This window comes from Rhodothalassium salexigens DSM 2132, from assembly GCF_004341375.1.
Lineage (GTDB): Bacteria > Pseudomonadota > Alphaproteobacteria > Sphingomonadales > Rhodothalassiaceae > Rhodothalassium > Rhodothalassium salexigens.
Genome location: NZ_SLXO01000005.1, coordinates 97,389 through 119,259 on the forward strand (window position 1 = coordinate 97,389; position 21,871 = coordinate 119,259).

Consider the following 21,871-nt stretch of genomic DNA (forward strand, 5'->3'; position numbering starts at 1 on the left):
GTGTTGGTCAGCCTGCGAAAGCGGACCTTAGAACTCGTAGCGCAGCCCGAACTGCACCGACCACAGCGACGCATTGAACGTGCGCTGAAGCACCGGCGTGTCCAACTCGTTGACGATATAGGTCCCGCCATCGTCGCTCAGGGTCGCGCCGATCAACGGCACCGCCTCGCCCACGTCGCCACGGTCATACCGCTCGCGCAGATTCCAACTGTCGTTGATCAGGTTCAGCACATTCTCGATGTCGACGAAGAACTGGAACCGGTGGCCCTCGAAGAAGGTCGGCAAGTCCTGCTGGAAGCGCAGGTCCAGATCGTGTTGCCAGGGGTCGAAGAAGGCGTTGCGCGGCGAGATCTGGCCGGCATAGCGGTTCAGCCCCTGGGCTTCGAGCGCGGCGAAGAAGGCGTTCACCTCGCCCTGCGTGAACTGCGAGAAGTCGAAGCGCGGGTCGTTCGGGCCGGTGGGCACGAACAGCAGTTGGCGCGCTTCGTTGTCGGTGTCGCCAAACAGGTTCTCGGTGGTCCGATCGTTGAAGGTGTAGCTGAACGGATTGCCTTCGGTGGCGCGATAGACCAGCCCCACAGAAGTGGTCAGGTCGCGGAAGAAGTCCTGACGCCAGGTGGCGTTGACCACCAGATTGTGGCGGATCAGGAACGACGAGTTGGCCAGCGGGGCATTGTTGACCACGCTCAACGCCACTTCCTCCACGTTTGACCCGGCGGTCGAACTGGTGGTCGGGTTGACGTCCTTAGCCGACACATAGGTGTAGCCGAAGCCCACATTGAAGCCGCCGGGCTTGTCGAACATGGTGTAGTCGAAGCCACGGTCGAAGCGGATGGTCACCGAGGTGTCGCCGCCATTGGACCCGCGCACATTGGTCAGCAGGGTGTCCTGGTCGGTGGTCGGGTCGTCGCACGCCCCGCCCTCGGCCAGTTGGTCGCGCGGGCCGGAATAGCCGTCGCGCGGGCCGACGAAGGTGGCGTTACAGCCCGGCAGCAGCGCGTCGATGCGGTTGAAGATCGGCCGCCCGTCGGGCGCGAAGCCCACCGGGGTCAGCGTCAGGTCGATCACGTCGGGCGCGTTGCGGCGCCGGGTGTGCATGACGTCGAAATTGATCGTCCAGTCGTCGAACACCCCGCTGGCGGCACCACCGAAGTCGGTGAAGTGAGTGAAGCCGAAATTGCCGCGCACCACCGAGGGCAGCTTGAAGTTCGGATCGACCGCGTCCACCGGGCCGTTATTGCCCAGGGCCTGCTGTTGGGCCGACTGGAAGATGCAACTCGGGAAGCCGGTGAAGTTGCCGTTGGCGTCCAGCACCACGGCGTCGGCGGCGGTACAGGCGGGGTCGACGATCCGGCCGCGGCCGTTGCTGGCGCCGAAGTTGGTGAACGCGTTGGAGAACCAAACGGTGGGGTCGCCGCCCGAGAACACGCCGGCGCCGGCGCGGAAGGTGGTCTGGCCCGCGAAATCCCACGGCGCGTCGTAGGTGATGCCCAAACGCGGCATCAAGATGTCGAGCCCGTCATAGGCTTGGGTGTTGTCGAAGCCATAGCGCTCGACAAAGCGCGGGTTCCGCGTCGGGCTGTCGCCGGAGGTGTAGAAATCATAGCGCAGGCCCAGGGTGACGCTCAGGTCCGGCGTCGCCTGCCACTCGTCTTGCAAGTAGATCGAGTGCAAAGACCGCGCGAAGTCGGCCGCCGCGTCGGTGATGTCGCCCGAGAAGCTGTCGGCGGCGCCGGTGTCGGTGCGCGAACCGGTATTGAGGATGCCGTTGCGCAGATCGTCGATGGAGTTGAACTCCAGCGTGCCGACACTGTTCTGCAGGAAGGCATTGAACACGTCGAACCGGTCGAGTTCATAGCCCGCCGTGAAGTGGTGGTTGGCCAGCGTGTAGTCGGCCTTGATCCGGACCTGGTCGCGGGTGGTGTTGAGCTGATTGGTCGAGCGCGAGAAGCCCGGACCGCTGATCACCGTGCCATTGCCGGTATTGATCAGGAAGCGGTTGACGAAGTCGCCGCTGCCGGTGCGTTCGCCGCCGCCCAACGGGCCCTGGATGTCGTCATTGTCATTGCGCGAATAGCGGATTTCGGTGGTCAGATTGTCGGTCCACTGCGAGAACAGGCGACCGGAGAAGATGTCCACCTTGCTGCCTTCGACCTCGAAATTGTTCGAGAAGGCGAAGTCTTCGAAGCCGAAATCGTCGGGTTCGGTGTTTTCTTCGCGCACCCGGGTGTAACTGAATTCCGCCCGGTGTTTGTCGTTGATGAACCAGTCGACCCGGCTGAAGATGCGCCGCGTGCTCTCGGGCAGGGTGCGCTGGATACCGCCGGTGTTCTGACCATAGGTGGTCTCCAGGATTTCCTGGATCTCTTCCACCTGCGACAGGGTCACGCTCGACGAGTTGGCGAAGCCGCTGGCGCCGGCCGGGCCTTCGATCTGGATGTCGGCGTCGTCTGTCTCTTCATAGGCGACGTAAAAGAACAGCTTGTCCTTGATGATCGGACCGCCCAGTTCGGCGCCCCAGTTCCAATCGTCGAACGGCTGTTGGTTGACGGTTTCGCCATCGATACTGGAGCCGGTCAGGCCCTCATTGTTGTAAACCCCGAACGCCGAGCCGTGGAATTCGTTGGTCCCCGACTTGGTCACCAGGTTGATGTTACAGCCGGTGAACTGGCCGTAACCCACGTCGAACGGCGCGAATTCGACCGACACCTCGCGGGTGGCGTCGAGCGGCACCGGCGTGGTGTTGCGCGACGGCAGGCCCGACGCGTTGAGGCCGAAGCCGTCGGTCACATTCACGCCATCGATGGTATAGGTATTGAAGCGGTTGTTGTTACCGCCGCAGGAGATCGCATTGTCGCCGCCGGGGTTGACGGTCACCCGCGGGTCGAGCCGCAGGATATCGCGGAAGTCGCGGCCGATCGACGGCAGCGCCTCGATCTGGGTCTCGGTGAACAGCGAGCTCGGGCCGACCGCCAGTTGCGTCACCGTCTGGATCGACGACGCGGTCACCACCATCTCTTCGATCGCCTGGCCGGCCACATCGAGCTGCACCGACAGGTCGGTGGTCGAGCCGAGAGACACCTGCACCCCCTCGATCCGCCGCGACTGATAGCCGCTGCTTTCGACGGTCACGGTGTAAGGCCCCCCTACTTGCAGGCTGGGCGCCAGGAACGCCCCGTCCTTGTCGGTGGCGCGCACCGTGGTGCGGCCGGTGCGAGTGTCACGGATGGTCACGGTGGCGCCGGCGATCGCGGCACCATCATCGGTCGTCACCGTGCCGCGCACGGTCGACGCGATCTGCTGCGCCTCGGCCACGGGCGTGACCATCAGCGCCGCCGCCGTCGTCAACAGCGACAACTTGAGGGCGGAACGAAGCATTGCGGTTTCCTCCTGAAATGAACCCGTCGACGATTATTCATTGTCGTCACCCGCCGAGACGTCCCGACCCGGCGCGACCGCCGCTTGCGATAGGCGGGTAAGATGACAGATACGTGAACCTTGAATGCGTCTTTGTAGATTCTCTAATGACAGATTTGTGACGCTGACTACCTATTCGTTGCGCGCCGTAAGCCAACCTCTTCGCAACCTCGCGAAACTGCCAAATTCCGGGTAATTTTCCTGCCGTCCTCCAAGACCGACCGGCTGCCGACAGGACCGCCGCTATGGTCTCCGAACGCTGTTTTCCTCGCGCTTGATGCTTTTTTGCCACAGTTTCGCCGCCCCAGCGCAGACGGCTGTGGCAGCCCCGCACCGCGCCCGAACGGGGGGCTTTGCAGCCGTTCCAACGCCCGCCTATGGTGCCCATAGAGCGGTCGCGACTCCGCTTACACCGCCCCTCTTACCGACGCCGCCAGCCACATCCGATGGAAGCGAGGACCAAGACATGGATTTTTCCGGCAAGGTCGCCCTGGTCACCGGCGCCGCACGCGGCATCGGCCGGCCGAGCGAGGTCGCCCAGGCGGTGCTGTTCCTGGCCAGCGACCGGGCGAGTTACATCACCGGCACCACGCTGACCGTCGACGGCGGGCGCTCGGCGCTCAACTACACCGTCGCCGTGGCCGACGGGGCCTGACGCCATGCCCGGCGCAACCGACCCGACGGCTTCGGCGGGAGACAGCGGCGACCGGCGCCTCCGGCTTGCCGTCGACATCGGCGGCACCTTCACCGACGTGGCGCTGGCCCATGGCGACCGGCACACCACCACCAAGGTGCTGACCACCCACGCCGACCCCGCGCAAGGCGTGCTCGACGGCATCGCGACGGTGCTGGCCGAGGCCGGCCGCGCGCCCGCCGAGGTGGCGCTGATCATTCACGGCACCACGCTGGCCACCAACGCGCTGATCGAGCGGCGCGGCGCGCGCACCGCCTTGCTGACCACGGCGGGCCACCGCGACGCGCTGGCCATGGGCCACGAGGACCGGTTCGAGCAGTACGACCTGGCGATCGAGCGCCCGGTGCCGCTGGTGCCGCGCCACCTGCGGCTGCCGGTGGTCGAGCGCCTGGACAGCGCCGGCCGGGTGCGCGTGCCGCTGGACGAGGCGAGCCTGCGCGCCCATCTGGGCACCCTCCGCGACCAGGGTGTCGAAAGCGTCGCCATCGGCTTCCTGCACGGCTATGCCAATGGCGCCCACGAAGCCCGCGCGGCCGAGATCCTGGCCGCCGAGCTGCCCGATCTGTGGATCACCCGCGCCGGCGAGGTGTGCCCCGAGATCCGCGAATATGAGCGCCTGTCCACCGCCGTCGCCAACGCCTATGTGCGCCCGGTGATGGCGCGTTATCTGACCCGGCTGGCCGCAGCCCTCGGCGACCGGGGCCTGGCGTGCCCGTTCCTGCTGATGACCTCGGGCGGTGGCCTGACCACGGTGGAGACCGCCGCGCGCTTCCCCATCCGACTGGTCGAATCGGGGCCCGCCGGCGGCGCGATCCTGGCCGCCCAAGTGGCACGCGACAGCGACGCCCCAAGGGTGCTCAGCTTCGACATGGGCGGCACCACCGCCAAGCTGTGCCTGATCGACGACGCCGAGCCCCTGTCCGCCCGCCAGTTCGAGGTCGACCGGGTCTATCGGTTCAAGAAGGGCAGCGGCCTGCCGGTGCGCATCCCGGTGATCGAGATGGTCGAGATCGGCGCCGGCGGCGGCTCCATCGCCCGGGTCGACGCCCTCGGCCGGGTCCAGGTGGGCCCGGAAAGCGCCGGCTCGGACCCCGGCCCGGCCTGCTATGCACGCGGCGGCGACCGGCCCACGGTGACCGACGCCGATCTGTGCCTGGGCCGCATTCCCGCGGCGGGCTTCGCCGGCGGCGCGCTCAGCCTCGACCCGGGCGCCAGCACCTCGGCCCTGGCAGCTCATGTGGCCCGACCGCTGGGCCAGCGGGCCGACGCCAGCGCCCCGCCGCCCGACAGCGACAGCCCCGCCGCCGCGCGCGAGGCCGCCCACGCGGTCTCGGAAATGGTCGACGAGACCATGAGTGCGGCGGCGCGCGCCCACGGGCTCGACTGGGGTCGCCACATGGCCGGGCGCACCCTGGTGGCGTTCGGCGGCGCGGCGCCTTTGCACGCCGCGCGGCTGGCCCAGAAACTGGGCTGCGACCGGGTGGTGGTGCCCAAGGGCGCGGGCGTCGGCTCGGCGATCGGCTTTCTGTTGGCGCCGGTGTCCTACCAGGTGGTGCGCTCGCGCTTCATGACCCTGGACGGGTTCGACGCCGCGGCCGCGCGGGCAACGCTCGCCGCCATGGACGCCGAAGCCCGCACGGTGGTGCGCCAGGCCGCCCCCGACAGGCCCCTTGAGGCCCGGGCCCACGCCCATATGCGCTACCGGGGCCAGGGCCACGAGATCGCCGTCGCCCTGCCCGATCCGTTGCTCGATACCGGCGACGCCCCAGCCCGGCCCGAGACTTTGGCCGACACCCTGGCCCGGGCCTTCGACGCCGCCTATGCAGCGCTCTACGGCCGCACCATCCCGGGCCAGGATATCGAGATCCTCAGTTGGACGCTGAGCCTGAGCGCGCCCGCGACGCTGCCGCCGGCGCCGCCGCCGCTGCCCGACACCGCGCCGGCACCGCCCGCCCCGCTGGCCCGCCAGCCGCTGTTCGACCCGGCGCGCCAAGCCTGGACCGAGGTGCCGGTGATCGACCGCGCCCAGATCGCCCCCGGCACCGTGCTTGCGGGGCCGGCCCTGGTGGCCGAGGCGCAGACCACCACCGTGGTGCCGGCGGACTTTTCGCTGGCGGTCGACGCGCGCGGGGCTTTGGTGCTGACCCGCGCCGCAGCCGGCCAGCCGGCCTAGGGGCGCTTAGGAGCGATAGTCGGCATTGATGGCGATGTAGCCGTGGGTCAGGTCGCAGGTCCACACCGTGTCGGTGCCGGTGCCGACCCCCACATCGACCGCGATGACGATCTCGGCGCCCTTGAAATAGGCCGCGCACGCCGCCTCGTCATAGGCGGGGTGGCGGGCGCCGGCCTCGGCCACCGGCAGGTCGCCGAAGCGGATCGCCAGCCGGTCGCGATCAGCCGCCTCGCCCGACTTGCCCACCGCCATGACCACCCGGCCCCAATTGGGGTCGCCGCCGGCCACCGCCGCCTTGACGATCGGCGAATTGGCGATGGCGAAGGCGATGCGCCGGGCAGCCGCCGGGGTCTCGGCACCGCTCACCCGCACCTCGACGAAACGGCTGGCACCTTCGCCGTCGCGCACGATCTGCTGCGCCAGGTCGAGACAGGTGCGCTGGAGCAAGGCCCGGAAATCGTCGAGCGCGGGGTCGGCCGGGTCGTCGATGACCCGGTTGCCGGCGCGCCCGGTGGCGAACACGACCACGCTGTCGGAGGTGGAGGTGTCGCCGTCCACGGTGATGCGGTTGAAGCCGTGGTCGGCGGCGTCGGCCACCAACTGGCGCAGCACCGGCGCCGCGATCGCCGCGTCGGTGAACAGAAAGGCCAGCATGGTGGCCATGTGCGGCGCGATCATGCCCGAGCCCTTGGCGACCCCGGCGAGCGCCACGGGGGTGCCGTCGATTTGGGCGTTGCCGCCGGCGCCCTTGGCGAAGGTGTCGGTGGTGCGGATGGCATCGGCGGCGGCGCGCCAGTCGGGCGGGCCGAGCCGCTCGACCAGGGCGGCCAGATGGCCCGGAAAGCCGCCGGCGTCCATGGGCTCGCCGATGACCCCGGTGGAGGCGAGCCACACGCCGGTCTCGGCACAGCCCAGCGCGCCGGTCACCGCAGCCACTTCGCCGGCCACCGCGTCGCGCCCGGCCCGGCCGGTGAAGGCGTTGGCGTTGCCGGCGTTGACCAGCAGCGCCCGACCGGCACCGTGGGGGGCCACCTGCCGGCACCAGTCGACCGGCGCCGAGGCGGTCTTGGACGTGGTGAAGACGCCCGCCGCCGTGGTCGCCTCGTCGCAGACCGCCAGGAACAGGTCGGGGCGGCCCTGGTATCGAAGCCCGGCCGCCAGCGTCGCCGTGCGCACACCGGCGACGGCGGGCAGGTCGGGAAAGCCGGCGGGTGCCAGCGGCGAAACGGGCAGGTCTTGGGCCATGTTACAGGGTCTCCAACCAAGCATTGATCAACTGATGGGCGATCGCCATGGGCGGCGGGAGAAAGAAGCCGTCGCCGCGACCGGCGAGCGCAGCGGCCACCGCGTCGGCCGAGAACCAGGCCACGTCCTCCAACTCGGCGGTGTCCGGCGTCAGCGCCTCGGAGCGCGCCTCGACCAGACAGCCGATCATCAGGTTGGACGGGAACGGCCAGGGCTGCGACGCCACATAGCGCACCGCACCGGTGGCGATGCCGGCCTCTTCGCGGGTCTCACGCGCGACCGCCTCTTCGAGCGATTCGCCGGCCTCGACGAAGCCGGCGAGCGCGGAATACATCCCCTCGGGGTAGCGCGGCTGGCGGCCCAGGATGCAGCGCCGGCCGGCCACCGGCAGCATGATCACCACCGGGTCGACGCGCGGGAAATGCTGGGCGGCGCAGTCGGCGTCGGTGCACAGCCGGGCATAGCCGCCCTTGTCGAGCATCGTGGCGCCGCCGCAGCGCGCGCAAAACCGGTGCCGGGCGTGCCAGTCGAGCAGCGTGCGGCCGAGCCCGACCGCCGCCGCGTCGCCATGGCCCAGGGCCAGCGTCGACAACTGCTCCGCCGCCGAGCGCACGTCGAGGCGCTTGACCGCCTCGGGGTCGGCGGCCACCGGCGCCCGGGCGCTGTCCAGGTCGAGCGCGAAATGCGCCCGGCCGCGGTCGTCGAGGCCCAGGAACACGGTGGTGCAACCGGCGTCGAGCGCACCAGCGATCGCCGCGCGCGCCTGCCAGTCGGGGCGCGGCACCCGGTCGGCGCCGTCGACGCGCATCGCCGGCTTCATCTCGGCATAGGTGAGAAACCGGCTCGCCGGGTCGGCCAGACGGGCGGCAACCCAGGCCGGGTCGGCGCGCAACGCGTCGGCCCGGTCGAGCGCCAGACCGGCGAAGGTACAGGTGATGGCGGGCGCGGGCGGCGGCATCGACGGCGACATGGGCACTCTTTCCAACTCAAGCCGCCGACCATAGCCCCGGCCGCCGATGGCGCCAAGGCCCCGCGCACCGCCTCAGTCGTCGTCGATATCCGCCGCCCAGTCAGGCATCAGCCAGTCGGGGACCAGGTCCTGCGGCAATCCCACCCCCCAGGCGACGCCCAGGCCGACCAGGGCGGCGACGACCAGCGGCAGCCCGGCCGGCAGCGCCATGCCGCGACCGCCGAGCGCCAGCACCAGCGCCGCCTTCACCAGACTGTTGACCGCCGCCGCCACCACCACCGCGAAGCCGAGCCAGGCCACCGGCCCACCCTCGCGGCCCATCTGGGCGAGCGCCAGGGTGATCGCGTCCACATCGGCCACCCCCGACACCGCGGCCAGCGCCACCAAGCCCTGACCGCCATAGACCGCCTTGAGCCCCGCCGCCGCCAGCATCACCAGCGCCAACAAGGCGCCGAAGCCGAGCGCTTCGCCGAGTGCGAGCGGGTTGGCAAGCGGCGCGGGCGCCGGCGCCTTGTGCCGCCGATTGACCAGCCACAGCCCGGCCGCCGCCGTATAGGCCACCCCGGCCATGGCCAGCATCGGCACCAGCAAGGCACCGGCCAGCGGCGCATAGACGATGGCGGAGACCGCGATCATGCGCGGAAACATGGTCCCGCACGCCAACAGCACACCGCCGGCCAGCGCCGACCGCCCGGCCCTGTCCGAACGCCGCGCCAGACGCGCGAAATGCAGCGTCAGCGCGGTCGAGGACGCCAGGCCGGCGAACAGCCCGGTGAGCAAGGCACCGCGCTCGGTGCCGGCGATCTTCATCGCCGCATAGCCGCAAAACGAGATGCCGGCGATCAGCACCACCATCCACCAGATCCGAAACGGGTTGAGCGCATCCCACGGCCCGAAGCCCTGGTCGGGTAGCACCGGCAGGGCGATCACGCTGATCGCCACCAGCTTGAGCCCGGCATGCAGTTCGTCCGCCGAGATCGCCGCCACCCAGCGGTGCAGCACCGATTTGTAGCCGAGCAGCAGCGCCGCGGCCACGGCGGCCATGGCCGCTTCGGTAGCGTAGCCCAAGGCCGCCGCTGCGCCGAGGGTGAAGGTCAACAGGCCGGCCAACAAGCTGGTCACGCCCAGATCATGGGCACAGGTGGCGCGCGCCATCTGCCCGCCCACCAGGGCCGCCGCCACCGCCACCAGCCCCACCGCGGGCAGCACCGGCAAGCTACCGGGCGCGGTCAGCAAACCGGTGACGCCGCCGAGCAGGCCGATGAGGGTGAAGCTGCGCACGCCCGCGACGCGCTGGCCCTCGGGGTCGGTGCGCTCGTGCCAGCCGCGTTCGAGCCCGATCAGAAGCCCCAGCGCGGTGGCGATGGCCAGCGCCAGAACCGGGTCGAGCCGGGTCGGCAAGGGGGTCATGGCAGTCTCCGGCCGGGCCGCCGCGCGGCCACCAAGGGGGCGCTGCCCGGCCACGGCCGACCAAGGCCGAACCCCAGGCACAGCAGCGATGTAACCAAATTGTCACATAGCCGCCTGGTCGACAATGGCGCGCGCTGACGATCCGGTCATGTCCCCCCTTGCGTCGGGCGCGCGGTTTTCGCATATAGGTGGTGGGAGGCCGGAGTGGACAGGCCCCTCGCCAACCCGGTCAGGTCCGGAAGGAAGCAGCCGTAACGAGTTTCGGTCTGGGTCGCTCCGGTCTCTCTATCATTGGCCTCCCCCCCTTCTCCCGTCAGATGCCGTGGCGATCCAGCGCTGGCCGCGCTCGGGCGTTGCCTTGAGGGTGGCCTAAGCGCTAGGTCTGGAGCATCGCCAGCAGCAACCCAGCGGATCACCCGGTGGACCAACCCAACGAGCCCCATCGCCCGGAGACCGACGGCCAGGAGCCGTATCGCGTTCTGGCGCGCAAATACCGCCCGCAGACCTTCGCCGAACTGATCGGCCAGGAGGCGATGGTGCGCACGCTGGAGAACGCGATTCGCACCGGCCGGCTGGCGCACGCCTTCGTGCTGACCGGGGTGCGCGGCGTCGGCAAGACCACCACCGCGCGGATCATCGCCAAGGGGCTCAACTGCGAAGGTGCGGACGGCCAGGGCGGGCCGACCACCACGCCGTGCGGCGTCTGCCGGCCGTGCCAGGACATCGCCGCGTCGCGCCATGTGGACGTGATGGAGATGGACGCCGCCAGCCGCACCGGCGTCGACGACATCCGCGAGATCATCGACGGGGTCAGCTATCGCGCCGCCGAAGCGCGCTTCAAGATCTACATCATCGACGAAGTGCACATGCTGTCGAAGAACGCCTTCAACGCCCTGTTGAAGACGCTTGAAGAGCCGCCCGAGCATGTGAAGTTCATCTTCGCCACCACCGAGATCCGCAAGGTGCCGGTGACCATCCTGTCGCGCTGCCAGCGGTTCGACCTGCGCCGGGTGGAGACCCAGACGCTGGTCGACCATCTGGCCCGCATCGCCCAGGCCGAGGGCGTCGAGGCCGAGGCGCCGGCGCTGGCGATGATCGCGCGCGCCGCCGAAGGCTCGGTGCGCGACAGCCTGTCCCTGCTCGACCAGGCGATCGCGCACACCGGCGGCGCGGTCACCGAGGCGTTGACCCGCGACATTCTGGGCCTCGCCGACCGTGCCCGGGTGCTCGACCTGGCGCGCGCCCTGTTCAAGGGCGACGCGGCCGAGGCGCTGGCGATCCTCGGCGGCCTGCACGAAGCCGGCGCCGACCCCGCGGTGGTCCTGGGCGACCTGCTGGAAACCGTGCACTGGCTGACCCGGCTCAAGGTGACGCCCGACGCCGGCGCCGACCTGCTGGTCTCGGAAGCCGAACGGCGCGACGGCGCGGACATGGCCGGCGCGCTGGCCATGGCGCACCTGACCCGGGCCTGGCAGATGCTGCTCAAGGGCCTGGGCGAGGTGCGCGACGCCCCCGCCCCCCTGGCCGCCGCCGAGATGGTGCTGATCCGCCTGTGCTACGCCGCCGACCTGCCCAGCCCCGCCGACCTGGTGGCCCGGGCGCAGGGCGGCGACGGCGGCCCCAGCGGCGGTCCCAGCGGCGGCGCCCCGGCGGGCGGCGGGCCGGCGGGCGCTGCGGGCGCCACCGCGCACACCACCGCCGGCGCCCCTCATGGTCAAGCCGGCGCGCCGCCGCCCGGCCGGGCGCAGGCGTCGGTGGTGTCGCTGGCCGAGGCGCGCGCGCAAACCGCGTCGAGCCCGGCCCCAAATCCCGTCACCGCGCCGCCCGAGAGCGCCCCGGCGCCGACCCACGCGGCCATACCGGCCGACTTCCCCGCCCTGGTGCGGCTGGTGGAGGACCGGCGCGAGGGCCGGCTGTCCGGCACCCTGCGCCATCGGGCGCGGCTGGTGTCCTACACGCCCGGCCATCTGGTGGTGGCGCTTGTCGACCGGATCGACCCGACCTTCGCCAAGCGGCTCAAGGCCTGCCTGGGCGACTGGACCGGCGAGCCCTGGACGGTGGACGTCCAGACCAGCGGCGGCGGCGAGACCCTGGCCGAGCAGGAAGCCCGGCAGCGCCGCTCGGAGCTTGCCGCCGCCGAGGCCCATCCCAAGATACAAACCGTGCGCGAGATCTTTCCCGGCGCGCGGCTGTTGAAGGTCACCCACCGCCACGCCGAGACGCTCGGCGCCCCAGACGATGCCGGCCCCCAGAGCCAGGGCCCGGACGACACCGACACCGAGGAGAATCCGCAATGAATATCAAGAAGATGATGGAACAGGCCCAGCAGATGCAGTCGAAGCTGGCCGACATGCAGGCGTCGCTTGAGGAGGCCGAGATCACCGGCAGCGCCGGCGGCGGCATGGTTTCGGTGACGATGAACGGCAAGCACAAGCTGCTGCGGGTGTCGATCGACCCGTCGCTGCTGAGCGGCGAAGAGGCCGAGGTGGTCGAAGACCTGATCGTGGCCGCCCATGGCGACGCCAAGGACAAGCTCGACCAGCACATGGCCGAACAGATGAAGGAAATGACCGGCGGAATGGGCCTGCCGCCGGGCTTCAAGATGCCGTTCGGCGGCTGATCGCCACCCGGTCGCACCGAACGCAGATCGGGGACGCGGGCCACCGGCCAGGGACACAGGCTGAGGACACAGGCTGGGGACGCAGGGCACGGGCCGCAGACCCCCCCAATGCCCTGCGCATACGTCTTTTTAGCATTTTTTTGCTAGGCGTGGCGCCACTGGTGTTTTCTGCGTTTCGAAAGGCTGTTCGATGTTCATCGACCGCGACCTCAATCTGCTCAAACTCAAGCTGCGCACCGCCGAAACCCTGCGCACCGGCGACTTCTTCGTGGTCGGCGACCATCACGGTATCGCGCTCGGTGCCAAGGCGGCGCGCAGCGGCGACGAGCCCGGCGACATCGTGCTGATCGCGCCGGGCGAAGACGGCCGCGTCGAGGCCCGGGCCTTGACCGCCGACACCCTCGGCGACGTGCCGCTGCTGGTGCTCGGCACCACGCGGCTGGCGGTGACGCTCGGCGAAAGCGACATCCTGGGCCGCGACAACGCCCTGCCCGGCTGGCTGGCGATCGCCCAGGACGGTCACTATCTGCGCTGCCTGGACAATGACGGCGCACCGCGATGGCTGCGCATCAGCGACACACCGACCCTGGCCGCCGAGGCCCTGCACGGCGCGCGCGTGTTCTCCAACTGGCGCCTGCTGGTCCATGACGCCCATGACGACTGGCAGCCCATTTTCCAGGTGCGCGAGGGCTGACCCCGGCGCCTTCCAGCCTCCAGCGGCCGCCCCCCGGCCCAACCACCGGTGCGTCGCGCAGGCGTTCGCCGGCGCCCGAACGCCCGTGGCGACCCTGGGTCATGACGCCGGATGACGCGACCGCGCGGCTGTGCTAGAGCCCGGGTTTGAACAGCTAGACCGCGCCCATGTCCACCGGCCACGCTCCCGATATCGACCGCCTGATCCAGTTGCTGGGCAAATTGCCGGGGCTTGGCCCCCGGTCGGCCCGGCGCGCGGTGCTGCACCTGATCAAGAAGCGCGACCCGTTGCTGGTGCCGCTGGCTGAGGCGCTGGCCACGGTGCGCGACCGGGTGCGCACCTGCTCGGTGTGCGGCAATGCCGACACCGTCGACCCGTGCAGCCTGTGCGCCGATCCGCGCCGCGCCACCGGCACGCTGTGCGTGGTCGAGGACGTGGCCGATCTGTGGGCGCTCGACCGCTCGGACCTGTTCACCGGCCGCTATCATGTGCTCGGCGGCACGCTGTCGGCGCTCGACGGCATCGGACCCGACGACCTGTCGATCGCGCCGCTGGTCGACCGGGTGCGCCGCGAGGCCATCGAAGAGGTGATCCTGGCGCTCAACGCCACCGTCGACGGCCAGACCACCGCCCACTATGTGACCGAGCGGCTCGCCAGCACCGGCGTCCGGGTGACCGCGCTGGCCCACGGCCTGCCGGTGGGCGGCGAGTTGGACTATCTCGACGACGGCACCCTGGCCGCCGCCCTGCAGGCGCGCAAGTCGCTCTGACCCCGGCGGCGGTGTGCCGCGCATGGTGATGCAAGACAAGACACGGCCCCCAAACCGGGCTATTGTTCAGGCATGAAACGTGAGTTTGAAAGCCACTGGGCCGGAATGCCGATCGACGCAGCGGGCGACGACACGGCGGTACGCGACGAAGCCATAGGCGACGAAGCGGTAAGCGACGACGCGCCCAGCCCGAACGGGTCAGGCGCGCGGCGCGGCTGGCGGCGGGTGCCGTCGTCCTGTGCCGCCGCCTTGGCTTTCACCGCCGCCCTGGCCATGCCGGTGCACGCCCAGGCGCCGGCGCCGCCCGACACCGACGGCTTGATCCCCATCTGCACCGCCCTGGGGCTGGTCTATGTGGACCCCGAGACCGGCGAGCCGGTCAAGCGCGCGCCCGGCGGCGGCGCGCCCTGCCACGCCGCGTGCCGCACCGCCAGCGACGACCAGGACGACGACGGCAGCGCGCCGGCCTGACAATCCGGCGTTGACGATCCGGTCGGTTGGCGGCCCGCAGCGCTCCTCAGCCGATGCGCGTGACCCTGGTGCGTGTGGCCCTGGTGCGGTGTGGGGTATGGCCCCGAGGGTCAGACGGGCGGCGTGCCGTTTTCGCGCAGCACCTCGCCGGCCAGATAGAGCGAGCCGGTGATCAGCACCACCGGGCGCTTGCCCGGCGGGCAGGCGTCGCCCAGCCGCTTGAGCGCCGAGCGCACCGAGGCGGCCGGTTGCGCCGGGTATCCTGCGGCCGAGGCGATCCCGGCCAATTCACCGGCGCGCATGGTGTTTTCCTGGCCCGGGATCGGCACGGTCAGGCACTGTTCGGCCAGGCCCGAAAAGGCACCAAGGAAATCGGCGTGCTCCTTGCCCTTCATCATGCCGACCACCAGGAAGAAGGCGTCGCGGTCCGGGTCGAGCGACGAGAAATGCCGGCGCAACACCTGCCCCGCCGCCTCGTTATGGCCGCCGTCGAGCCACAGCGTGGCCGCCTCGGGCAGAACCTCGCGCAAGCTACCCTGGGTCAGCCGTTGCAGGCGCGCCGGCCAGCGCACCCATTCCAAGCCGGCGCGATAGGCCGCCGCCGGCACCACCACCTCATCCTGATGGCGCAGCAACGCCACCGCGACGCCGGCGTTCTGGATCTGGTGCGCGCCGGGCAAGCCGGGCATGGGCAGGTCGAACCGCTCCAGGGTGTCACGATAGACCAGATAGTCCGCGCCGCGGTCGTCGGTCTGGCGGCAGATCGTCCAGTCCTGGTCGATCATGTGCAAGGGCGCGCGCGCCTCGCGCGCGATGCGGCGGATCGCGGCGGCCGAGCAGTCCAGTTGCGGACCGATCACCGCCGGCACCTCACGCTTCAGGATACCCGCCTTCTCGGCCGCGATGCCGGCCACGTCCTCGCCCAGATATTCCTTATGGTCGAGCGACACCGGCGTGATCGCGCACGCCGCGGGCTTGGGTATCACATTGGTGGCGTCGAACCGACCGCCCAAGCCCACCTCGACGATGGCCAGATCGGCCGGCACGTCGGCGAACGCCTTGAACGCCGCCGCCGTAGTGACCTCGAAAAAGGTGATCGGATCGTCGCCATTGACCGCGACCACCTCGTCGATCAGCGCCACCAGATGGGCGTCGGCGATCAGCGATCCAGCGAGCCGGATGCGCTCGTTGAAGCGCACCAGATGCGGCGAGGTATAGACATGGACCCGCAGGCCCGCCGCCTCGGCGATGGCGCGCGTCGTCGCCACCACGCTGCCCTTGCCGTTGGTGCCGGCCACGTGCAGCACCGGCGGCAGCCGACGCTCGGGATTGCCGAGCTTGTCCAGCAGTGTCCGGATGCGCCCCAAGGACAGGTCGATGACCTTGGGATGCAGATCCTTGAGCCGGGCGAGCGCCGCCTCGACACCATCGGGTTCGGACACCGTGGACACCCACCCGGCCCCTATTCCGCCGCGCGGGAAATCGGCGGGTCGTCCCGGTCGCCGGCGCCGTCCGACCGTCCCGGTTCGGCCTCGGCCGGGCGCGCAGCCCCCGCCTTTTGCGCCGCCGGCCGGTCGCCCTGTCCCGCCTGGTCCGCCCGATCGGTCTTGTCCGCCCGGTCGCTGCGCTCGGTCTTGTCGGCGCGTTCGGTCTTGCGCGGCTTTTCCGCCTTGGCCTTGCGGGCCTTGCGCGGCTCGTCCTCGGCCGCCGGCGTCTCGTCGGCCGGTCCGGCGGCGGCCGCCGTCTCGGCCTCGGCGGCGCGGGTCCGGGCGAGATCGGCCTGGGCCGCCCCGTCATGGGTCATCAGCGCGATCAGCCGCGACAGGGTGGCGCGCATCTCGCCACGCGCCACCACCTTGTCGACCATGCCATGGTCCTTGAGATATTCGGCGCGCTGGAAGCCATCGGGCAGGGTCTCGCGGATCGTCTCCTTGATCACCCGCGGGCCGGCGAAGCCGATCAGCGCCCCGGGCTCGGCCAGATGCACGTCGCCGAGCATGGCAAAGGACGCGGTGACGCCGCCGGTGGTCGGGTCGGTGAGCACGACGATATAGGGCAGCCCGGCGTCCTTCATGCGCTCGACCGCCACAGTGGTGCGCGGCAATTGCATCAGCGACAGGATGCCTTCCTGCATCCGCGCGCCGCCCGCCGCGACGAACGCCACCAGGGGGGCGCGCCGGGCGATGGCGGCGTCGGCAGCGGCGACGAACGCCTCGCCCACCGCCAGCCCCATGGAGCCGCCCATGAAGAAGAAGTTTTCCACGAACGCCACGGTCTCGATGCCGCCAAGCCGGCCCACCGCCACATGGCCCGCGTCGGCGTCGCCGGTCTTGGACCGGGCGTCGCGCAGGCGGTCGGTGTAGCGCTTCTGGTCGCGGAATTTAAGCGGGTCCTCGACCACCTTCGGGCATTCGAGGGTCTCATAAGTGCTGCCGTCGAACAGGGCGTCGAAGCGTTCCTTCGGGCCCATCCGGCCGTGATGGTTGCAGTTACCGCAGACCCGCAACGCCGCCAGATAGTCCTTCATATAGATGAGTTCGCCGCAGCCCTGGCACTTGTGCCACAGATTGTCGGGCGTCTCCTTCTGCGAAAAGGCCCGCTCCAGCTTCGGCTTCACATAGCTCGTCAGCCAACTCATGAATGCTCTTTCCTTGCTGCGCGAACCCCGGCGCTCAGGTCCGCGACAAACCGAGACACGGCGTCCACCAGGTCCGGCCGCCCCAGATGGGCCTTGACCACATTGACGATGGCCGAGCCGACCACGGCGGCGTCGGCGCTGCGCGCCACCGCGCCGGCCTGCTCGGCGGTGCGGATGCCGAACCCGACCGCGATCGGCAGGTCGGTCTGGCGCCGCAGCCGCGCCACCGCCGCGTCGATGTCGGCGCCGGCGGCACTCTTCGACCCGGTGACGCCGGCAACAGAAACGTAATAAAGGAACCCGGACGCGCCGTCGAGCACTCGCACCAACCGATCGTCGTCGGTGGTCGGGGTCGCCAGCCGGATCAGGTGAAGCCCCTGGGCCGACGCCGCCCGGCGCAAGGGCGCGTCCTCCTCGGGCGGCATGTCCACGACGATCAGCCCGTCGACGCCGGCGGCAGCGGCGCGCGCGGTGAAGGTCTCCAGCCCCATGGCCAGGATCGGGTTGATATAGCCCATCAGCACCACCGGCGTGTCGGCGTCGCCGGCGCGGAACGCGGCGGCCAGGTCGAGCACGCGGGCCAGGGTCATGCCGGCGTCGAGCGCCCGGCAGCCGGCTTCCTGGATCGCCGGGCCGTCGGCCATCGGATCGGTGAACGGCATGCCCAGCTCGATCACGTCGGCGCCGGCTTGGGGTAAGGCGCGGACGATCTCCAGGCCGGTCTCGTAATCGGGGTCGCCGGCGGTGACGAAGGTGACCAGCCCGGCGCGGCCTGCGCGCGCCAGGGCCTCGAACCGGCGGGTCAGACGCGCGCTCATCGTTTGGCCTCCCCAGCGGTCAGGCCCAGGGCTTCGACCACCGTATCCATGTCCTTGTCGCCGCGTCCGCACAGGTTCATCACCATCAGATGGTCGGCCGGCAGGGTCGGCGCCCACTCGGCCACATGGGCGAGCGCGTGGGCGGGCTCAAGGGCCGGCAGAATGCCTTCGGTGCGGGCGCACAACTGGAAGGCGTCGAGGGCCGCCTGGTCGGTGGCGTGCACATATTCGACCCGGCCCTGGTCGCGCAGCCAGGCGTGCTCGGGGCCGACGCCAGGATAGTCGAGCCCGGCCGAGATCGAATAGGGCTCGATGATCTGACCGTCGGCGTCCTGCAACAGATAGGTCTTGTTGCCGTGCAACACGCCGGGCCGGCCCCGGGTCAGGCTGGCGGCGTGTTCGCCGGTGTCGACGCCGCGCCCGGCGGCCTCCACCGCCCGGCAGCGCACCGTGGGCTCGTCGAGGAACGGGTGGAACAGCCCCATGGCGTTGGAGCCGCCGCCGATGCACGCGACCAGGCTGTCGGGCAGCCGGCCTTCGCGGTCCAGGATCTGCTCGCGCACCTCGCGCCCGATCACCGACTGAAAGTCGCGCACCATGGCGGGATAGGGGTGCGGGCCGGCGACCGTGCCGATCACGTAGAAGGTGTCGTCGACCTCGGCCACCCAGTGGCGCAGCGCCTCGTTCATGGCGTCCTTGAGGGTGGCGTTGCCGCTGTGCACCGGCCGGATGTCGGCGCCGAGCAGGGTCATGCGGTGGACGTTGGAACGCTGGCGGGCCATGTCCACCGCGCCCATGAACACCGTGCACGACAGGCCGAAGCGCGCCGCCACCGTGGCGGTGGCGACACCGTGTTGACCGGCGCCGGTCTCGGCGATGATCCGGGTCTTGCCCATGCGCCGGGCCAGCAGGATCTGGCCGACCACATTGTTGATCTTGTGGGCGCCGGTGAAGTTCACCTCGTCGCGCTTGAAGTAGATCTTGGCGCCGCCCAGATGCTCGGTCAGCCGCTCGGCAAAGTAAAGCGGGCTCGGCCGGCCCACATAATGGGTCAGCAGATCGTCGAACTCCGCCTGGAAGGCGGGGTCGCGGGTGGCGGCCTCATAGGCGCGTTCCACCTCCAGGATCAGCGGCATCAGCGTCTCGGCCACATAGCGCCCGCCATAATCGGCGAAATGGCCGCGCTCGTCGGGCCCCTGGGTGAAGCTGTTGGCGGGTGCGTCGGTCATGCGTTGGCAGGCTCCAATGTGCGGGCGGCGGCCACGAAGGCGGCCATCAGGGACGCGGACTTGACCCCGGGCGCCTCCTCGACCCCTGACGAGACGTCGACCGCGCGCGCGCCCGACCGGGCGACCGCCGGGCCGAGCGAGGCGGCGTCGAGACCGCCGGACAGAATCCACGGCCGGGCCACGGCGACGCCGCGCAACAAGGCGGCGTTGAACGCGACCCCGTTGCCACCGGGCAGGGCGGCATCCTTGGGTGGCTTGGCGTCGAACAAGAACCGGTCGACCGCTCCGGCATACGCATTCACGGCCTCAACGTCCAGCCTGTCGCCCACCGCCCACGCCTTCCACACCGCCCGGCCGCTGCGCCGGGCGATGGCGGCGACCCGCTCGGGGGTCTCGCCGCCGTGCAGTTGCAGCACGTCGACGGCACCGGCAACCCGGTCGACCAGCCCATCGTCGGGGTCGACCAGCACCGCGACCCGCTCGGCGCGGCCGGCCGCCGGCGCCGTCAGCGCCGCCAGGTCATCGGGCGCCACATGACGCGGCGAGCGCGCAAACACCACAAAGCCCAGCCAGCGCGGCCCGGCGTCGAGGGCGGCGGCCACCTGCGCCGGCGTCGACAAGCCGCACAGCTTGACGTCCACGCCGCCGGTCATGGCCGCCCGGCGGAGGCCGCCCCCTGCCCGGCCTCCCAAGCGGTTCGGATTTCGTCGGCCACAGCGGCGGCGGCGGCGGCCGGGTCGTCGGCCTGGGTGATCGGCCGGCCGACTACCAACAGGTCGGCGCCGGCGGCAACCGCTTGCGCCGGGGTCATCACCCGCTTCTGGTCGCCGATGGCGGCGCCGGCCGGCCGGATGCCCGGCACCACCAGGGTCATATCGGGCCCGACCGCGGCACGCACCGCCGCCACCTCGCGCGACGAACAGACCAGGCCGCCCAAGCCCGACGCCCGACCCAACCGGGCCAGGCGCAAGACCTGGTCGGCCGGCGCGTCGGCGACGCCGACGGCGGCCAGATCGTCCCGGTCGAGGCTGGTCAGCACGGTCACGCCAAGCAGCACCGGCGGCGCCACGCCGAGCCGCGCGGCCTCGGCCCCGGCGGCCTCGACCGCGGCGGTCATCATCGCCGCGCCGCCCTGGGCGTGCAGGGTCATGAGCGCCGGCGTCCGGGACATCAGTGACCGGACCGCACCGGCCACCGTGTTGGGAATGTCGTGCAACTTGAGGTCGAGGAACAGCGGCAGCCCGGTGGCGGACAGCCGGTCGAGCGCCGCCGGACCGGCCGCGCAAAACAGCTCAAGCCCCACCTTCAGCCCGTCCACCTGGCCGGCCACCTGCCGCGCCAGGGCCACCGCCCGGTCGCCATCGGGGGTATCGAGGGCGCAGAACAACTGCGGCCGCCGGTCAGGCCCGCCGACCCGCCCGGTAACGTCACGCCGCATCGCGGTCATGTTCGGCCGCCCGTGCCGGCGGTCTTGCCGGTGCCTGCACGGTCGGCACCGGTCGCTCCCTGTTTGTCACCCTTGGCGTCCTTGGCGTCCGAACCGGACCGGGCGGTCCCGGTCGCCTCGACCGACGCCGGCGCGGCTTCGGTCACATCGGCGATTTCCGCCGGTTCGACCGTCACGTCCACCGCGGCCTCGGAGCCCGCATTTTTTTGTGCGCCAGCCTGGGACGCGCCGGTCCGGGACGCCGGCTTCGCCCGACCGGACCGTGCGGTACGGTCGCCGGGTCGCACGCCGCCGGGCCACGCATTGCCGCTGGCGGTCGGCGGTGCCGTTGCGTCCGATGCCGGCGGGGAGCCCGCCGACGCCGACGATGGGGGCGGCGCCTCGCCGGCGATCTCGGCAGTGGGCGGGGCCAGGGCCGGGCCGACCGGTACCGGCGGCGCGGTTTCCGCTTCGGCGGTCATCTGGCGCACCTTTTCCGCCGAGACCTCGTTCTTGAACTGTTGCAACTCGGCGATCTGCGCTTCGAGCGCCCGGATCTTCTGATTGGCGCGGCGCAACTGCATCCGCCGCGACACTTGCGACGTCAGCGGCACCACCCAAGCCAGGATCAGGCCGAAAAACAGACCAGCGAACAACAACAGATAGGCCGGTAGCGACACCGTCCAATCGAGTGGGAAGAGACCAATCTCGGCCCGGTCGGTGCTGCGGATGGAGAACAGCACCAGGGCCAGCGCGATGACGATCGCGGCTATGTTGCGAAGCAAACGAAACATCGGGGGTCCGCGCGGGCTAGAGAATCAGAACCGACCCGAGATTACGTCTGCGATCCGTCCGCGTTCAAGCGTTCCCTGAGCGCCTTGCCCACCTTGAAGTGCGGCACGAACTTTTCGTCCACCGCGACGGTCTCGCCCGAGCGCGGGTTGCGGCCCTGCCGCGCCGGTCGATGCTTGATCGAAAAAGCCCCGAAACCGCGCAGTTCCACGCGCCCGCCACGCTTCAGCGTGTCGACGATTTCGTCGAAGATGGTCGCCACGATCATCTCCACATCGCGACGCAACAGATGCGGGTTATCGCGGCTCAGTTTGTCGATCAGTTCGGATTTGATCATGGGGCGGGCGACCGGTCGGGTGTTATTTGACAAATTACTGTGCCAAGCATGTGCGCCAACGTCAAGCGTATCGGCCCCGGGAGGCGTCGGCCAAGTGCCTTGAGTTAAAGCCTTTTGCCCGCCCAGCCCCGGCCGAGACGGGGCTGGGCGAACAAAAAACGGCGCCA

18 protein-coding genes, 1 other RNA gene and 1 pseudogene are annotated in these 21,871 nt (G+C 70.5%); 8 read left to right on the forward strand and 12 right to left on the reverse strand.

Going from position 1 to position 21,871, the window contains the following annotated elements:
- Positions 1-27 precede the first annotated feature (27 nt).
- The gene (locus EV659_RS08220) at positions 28-3,378 is read right to left on the reverse strand and encodes a TonB-dependent receptor (protein ID WP_132708396.1); all 3,351 of its coding nucleotides are present in this window, start codon (positions 3,376-3,378) and stop codon (positions 28-30) included.
- A 553-nt stretch (positions 3,379-3,931) separates the two neighbouring features.
- On the opposite strand from EV659_RS08220, the pseudogene EV659_RS15040 reads away from it, so the two are divergent.
- Together EV659_RS15040 and EV659_RS08230 are read left to right on the forward strand one after the other, a co-directional pair.
- Positions 3,932-4,072 (forward strand): annotated as a pseudogene (locus tag EV659_RS15040) (SDR family oxidoreductase); the annotation flags it as partial.
- A gap of 4 nt (positions 4,073-4,076) precedes the next feature.
- The gene (locus tag EV659_RS08230) at positions 4,077-6,284 is read left to right on the forward strand and encodes a hydantoinase/oxoprolinase family protein (protein WP_132708397.1); all 2,208 of its coding nucleotides are present in this window, start codon (positions 4,077-4,079) and stop codon (positions 6,282-6,284) included.
- Between the two features lie 6 nt (positions 6,285-6,290).
- Here EV659_RS08230 and argJ read toward each other — a convergent pair whose 3' ends face one another.
- From argJ to EV659_RS08245, 3 genes are all read right to left on the reverse strand, one after another.
- Complete coding sequence (gene argJ / locus EV659_RS08235) at positions 6,291-7,529, reverse strand: bifunctional glutamate N-acetyltransferase/amino-acid acetyltransferase ArgJ (protein WP_132708398.1); 1,239 nt, start codon at positions 7,527-7,529, stop codon at positions 6,291-6,293.
- Position 7,530: 1 nt separating this feature from the next.
- Positions 7,531-8,499, reverse strand: coding sequence for an NAD(+) diphosphatase (nudC, locus tag EV659_RS08240; RefSeq protein ID WP_200287901.1), 969 nt, complete (start codon positions 8,497-8,499; stop codon positions 7,531-7,533).
- A 72-nt stretch (positions 8,500-8,571) separates the two neighbouring features.
- Entirely contained in the window at positions 8,572-9,909 is a 1,338-nt protein-coding gene (locus EV659_RS08245) for an MgtC/SapB family protein (RefSeq protein ID WP_132708399.1), read from the reverse strand.
- A gap of 193 nt (positions 9,910-10,102) precedes the next feature.
- Here EV659_RS08245 and ffs point away from each other — a divergent pair.
- The 6 genes from ffs to EV659_RS08275 all read left to right on the forward strand — a co-directional run bounded on the left by ffs (position 10,103) and on the right by EV659_RS08275 (position 14,464).
- An RNA gene (ffs, locus tag EV659_RS08250) (signal recognition particle sRNA small type) lies at positions 10,103-10,198 on the forward strand.
- A 130-nt stretch (positions 10,199-10,328) separates the two neighbouring features.
- Entirely contained in the window at positions 10,329-12,206 is a 1,878-nt protein-coding gene (locus EV659_RS08255; protein ID WP_132708400.1) for a DNA polymerase III subunit gamma/tau, read from the forward strand.
- Positions 12,203-12,529 (forward strand): YbaB/EbfC family nucleoid-associated protein, encoded by a 327-nt coding sequence (locus tag EV659_RS08260; RefSeq protein ID WP_132708401.1) that lies wholly within the window; start codon positions 12,203-12,205, stop codon positions 12,527-12,529. Before EV659_RS08255 ends, EV659_RS08260 begins: the two co-directional genes overlap by 4 nt.
- Positions 12,530-12,719: 190 nt before the next feature.
- Positions 12,720-13,223, forward strand: a complete 504-nt coding sequence (locus tag EV659_RS08265; RefSeq protein ID WP_132708402.1) for a hypothetical protein — start codon at positions 12,720-12,722, stop codon at positions 13,221-13,223.
- A gap of 167 nt (positions 13,224-13,390) precedes the next feature.
- Positions 13,391-13,993: a recombination mediator RecR gene (gene recR / locus EV659_RS08270; protein WP_132708403.1), complete on the forward strand. Its 603-nt coding sequence runs from the start codon at positions 13,391-13,393 to the stop codon at positions 13,991-13,993.
- 72 nt (positions 13,994-14,065) lie between these two features.
- On the forward strand, positions 14,066-14,464 hold the full coding sequence (locus tag EV659_RS08275) for a hypothetical protein (RefSeq protein ID WP_132708404.1): 399 nt from the start codon (positions 14,066-14,068) through the stop codon (positions 14,462-14,464).
- Positions 14,465-14,574: 110 nt separating this feature from the next.
- Here EV659_RS08275 and EV659_RS08280 read toward each other — a convergent pair whose 3' ends face one another.
- From EV659_RS08280 to EV659_RS08315, 8 genes are read right to left on the reverse strand one after another with little or no spacing between them, the layout of a single operon-like run.
- A complete protein-coding gene (locus EV659_RS08280) occupies positions 14,575-15,915 on the reverse strand; it encodes a bifunctional folylpolyglutamate synthase/dihydrofolate synthase (RefSeq protein ID WP_200287511.1) in 1,341 nt (446 codons plus the stop codon).
- Positions 15,916-15,926: 11 nt separating this feature from the next.
- Positions 15,927-17,102: an acetyl-CoA carboxylase, carboxyltransferase subunit beta gene (gene accD / locus EV659_RS08285; protein ID WP_132708406.1), complete on the reverse strand. Its 1,176-nt coding sequence runs from the start codon at positions 17,100-17,102 to the stop codon at positions 15,927-15,929.
- Positions 17,099-17,920, reverse strand: coding sequence for a tryptophan synthase subunit alpha (trpA, locus tag EV659_RS08290; protein WP_132708407.1), 822 nt, complete (start codon positions 17,918-17,920; stop codon positions 17,099-17,101). Before trpA ends, accD begins: the two co-directional genes overlap by 4 nt.
- Entirely contained in the window at positions 17,917-19,149 is a 1,233-nt protein-coding gene (gene trpB / locus EV659_RS08295; protein WP_132708408.1) for a tryptophan synthase subunit beta, read from the reverse strand. Before trpB ends, trpA begins: the two co-directional genes overlap by 4 nt.
- Positions 19,146-19,802, reverse strand: coding sequence for a phosphoribosylanthranilate isomerase (locus EV659_RS08300; protein WP_132708409.1), 657 nt, complete (start codon positions 19,800-19,802; stop codon positions 19,146-19,148). The genes trpB and EV659_RS08300 overlap by 4 nt, the downstream gene beginning before the upstream one ends.
- On the reverse strand, positions 19,799-20,596 hold the full coding sequence (gene pyrF / locus EV659_RS08305; RefSeq protein WP_165878795.1) for an orotidine-5'-phosphate decarboxylase: 798 nt from the start codon (positions 20,594-20,596) through the stop codon (positions 19,799-19,801). The genes EV659_RS08300 and pyrF overlap by 4 nt, the downstream gene beginning before the upstream one ends.
- Positions 20,593-21,369 carry a LapA family protein gene (locus EV659_RS08310; RefSeq protein ID WP_132708410.1) on the reverse strand — a complete coding sequence of 259 codons (777 nt, stop codon included), beginning with the start codon at positions 21,367-21,369 and terminating at the stop codon, positions 20,593-20,595. The genes pyrF and EV659_RS08310 overlap by 4 nt, the downstream gene beginning before the upstream one ends.
- A gap of 41 nt (positions 21,370-21,410) precedes the next feature.
- On the reverse strand, positions 21,411-21,704 hold the full coding sequence (locus EV659_RS08315; RefSeq protein WP_132708411.1) for an integration host factor subunit beta: 294 nt from the start codon (positions 21,702-21,704) through the stop codon (positions 21,411-21,413).
- Positions 21,705-21,871 lie beyond the last annotated feature (167 nt).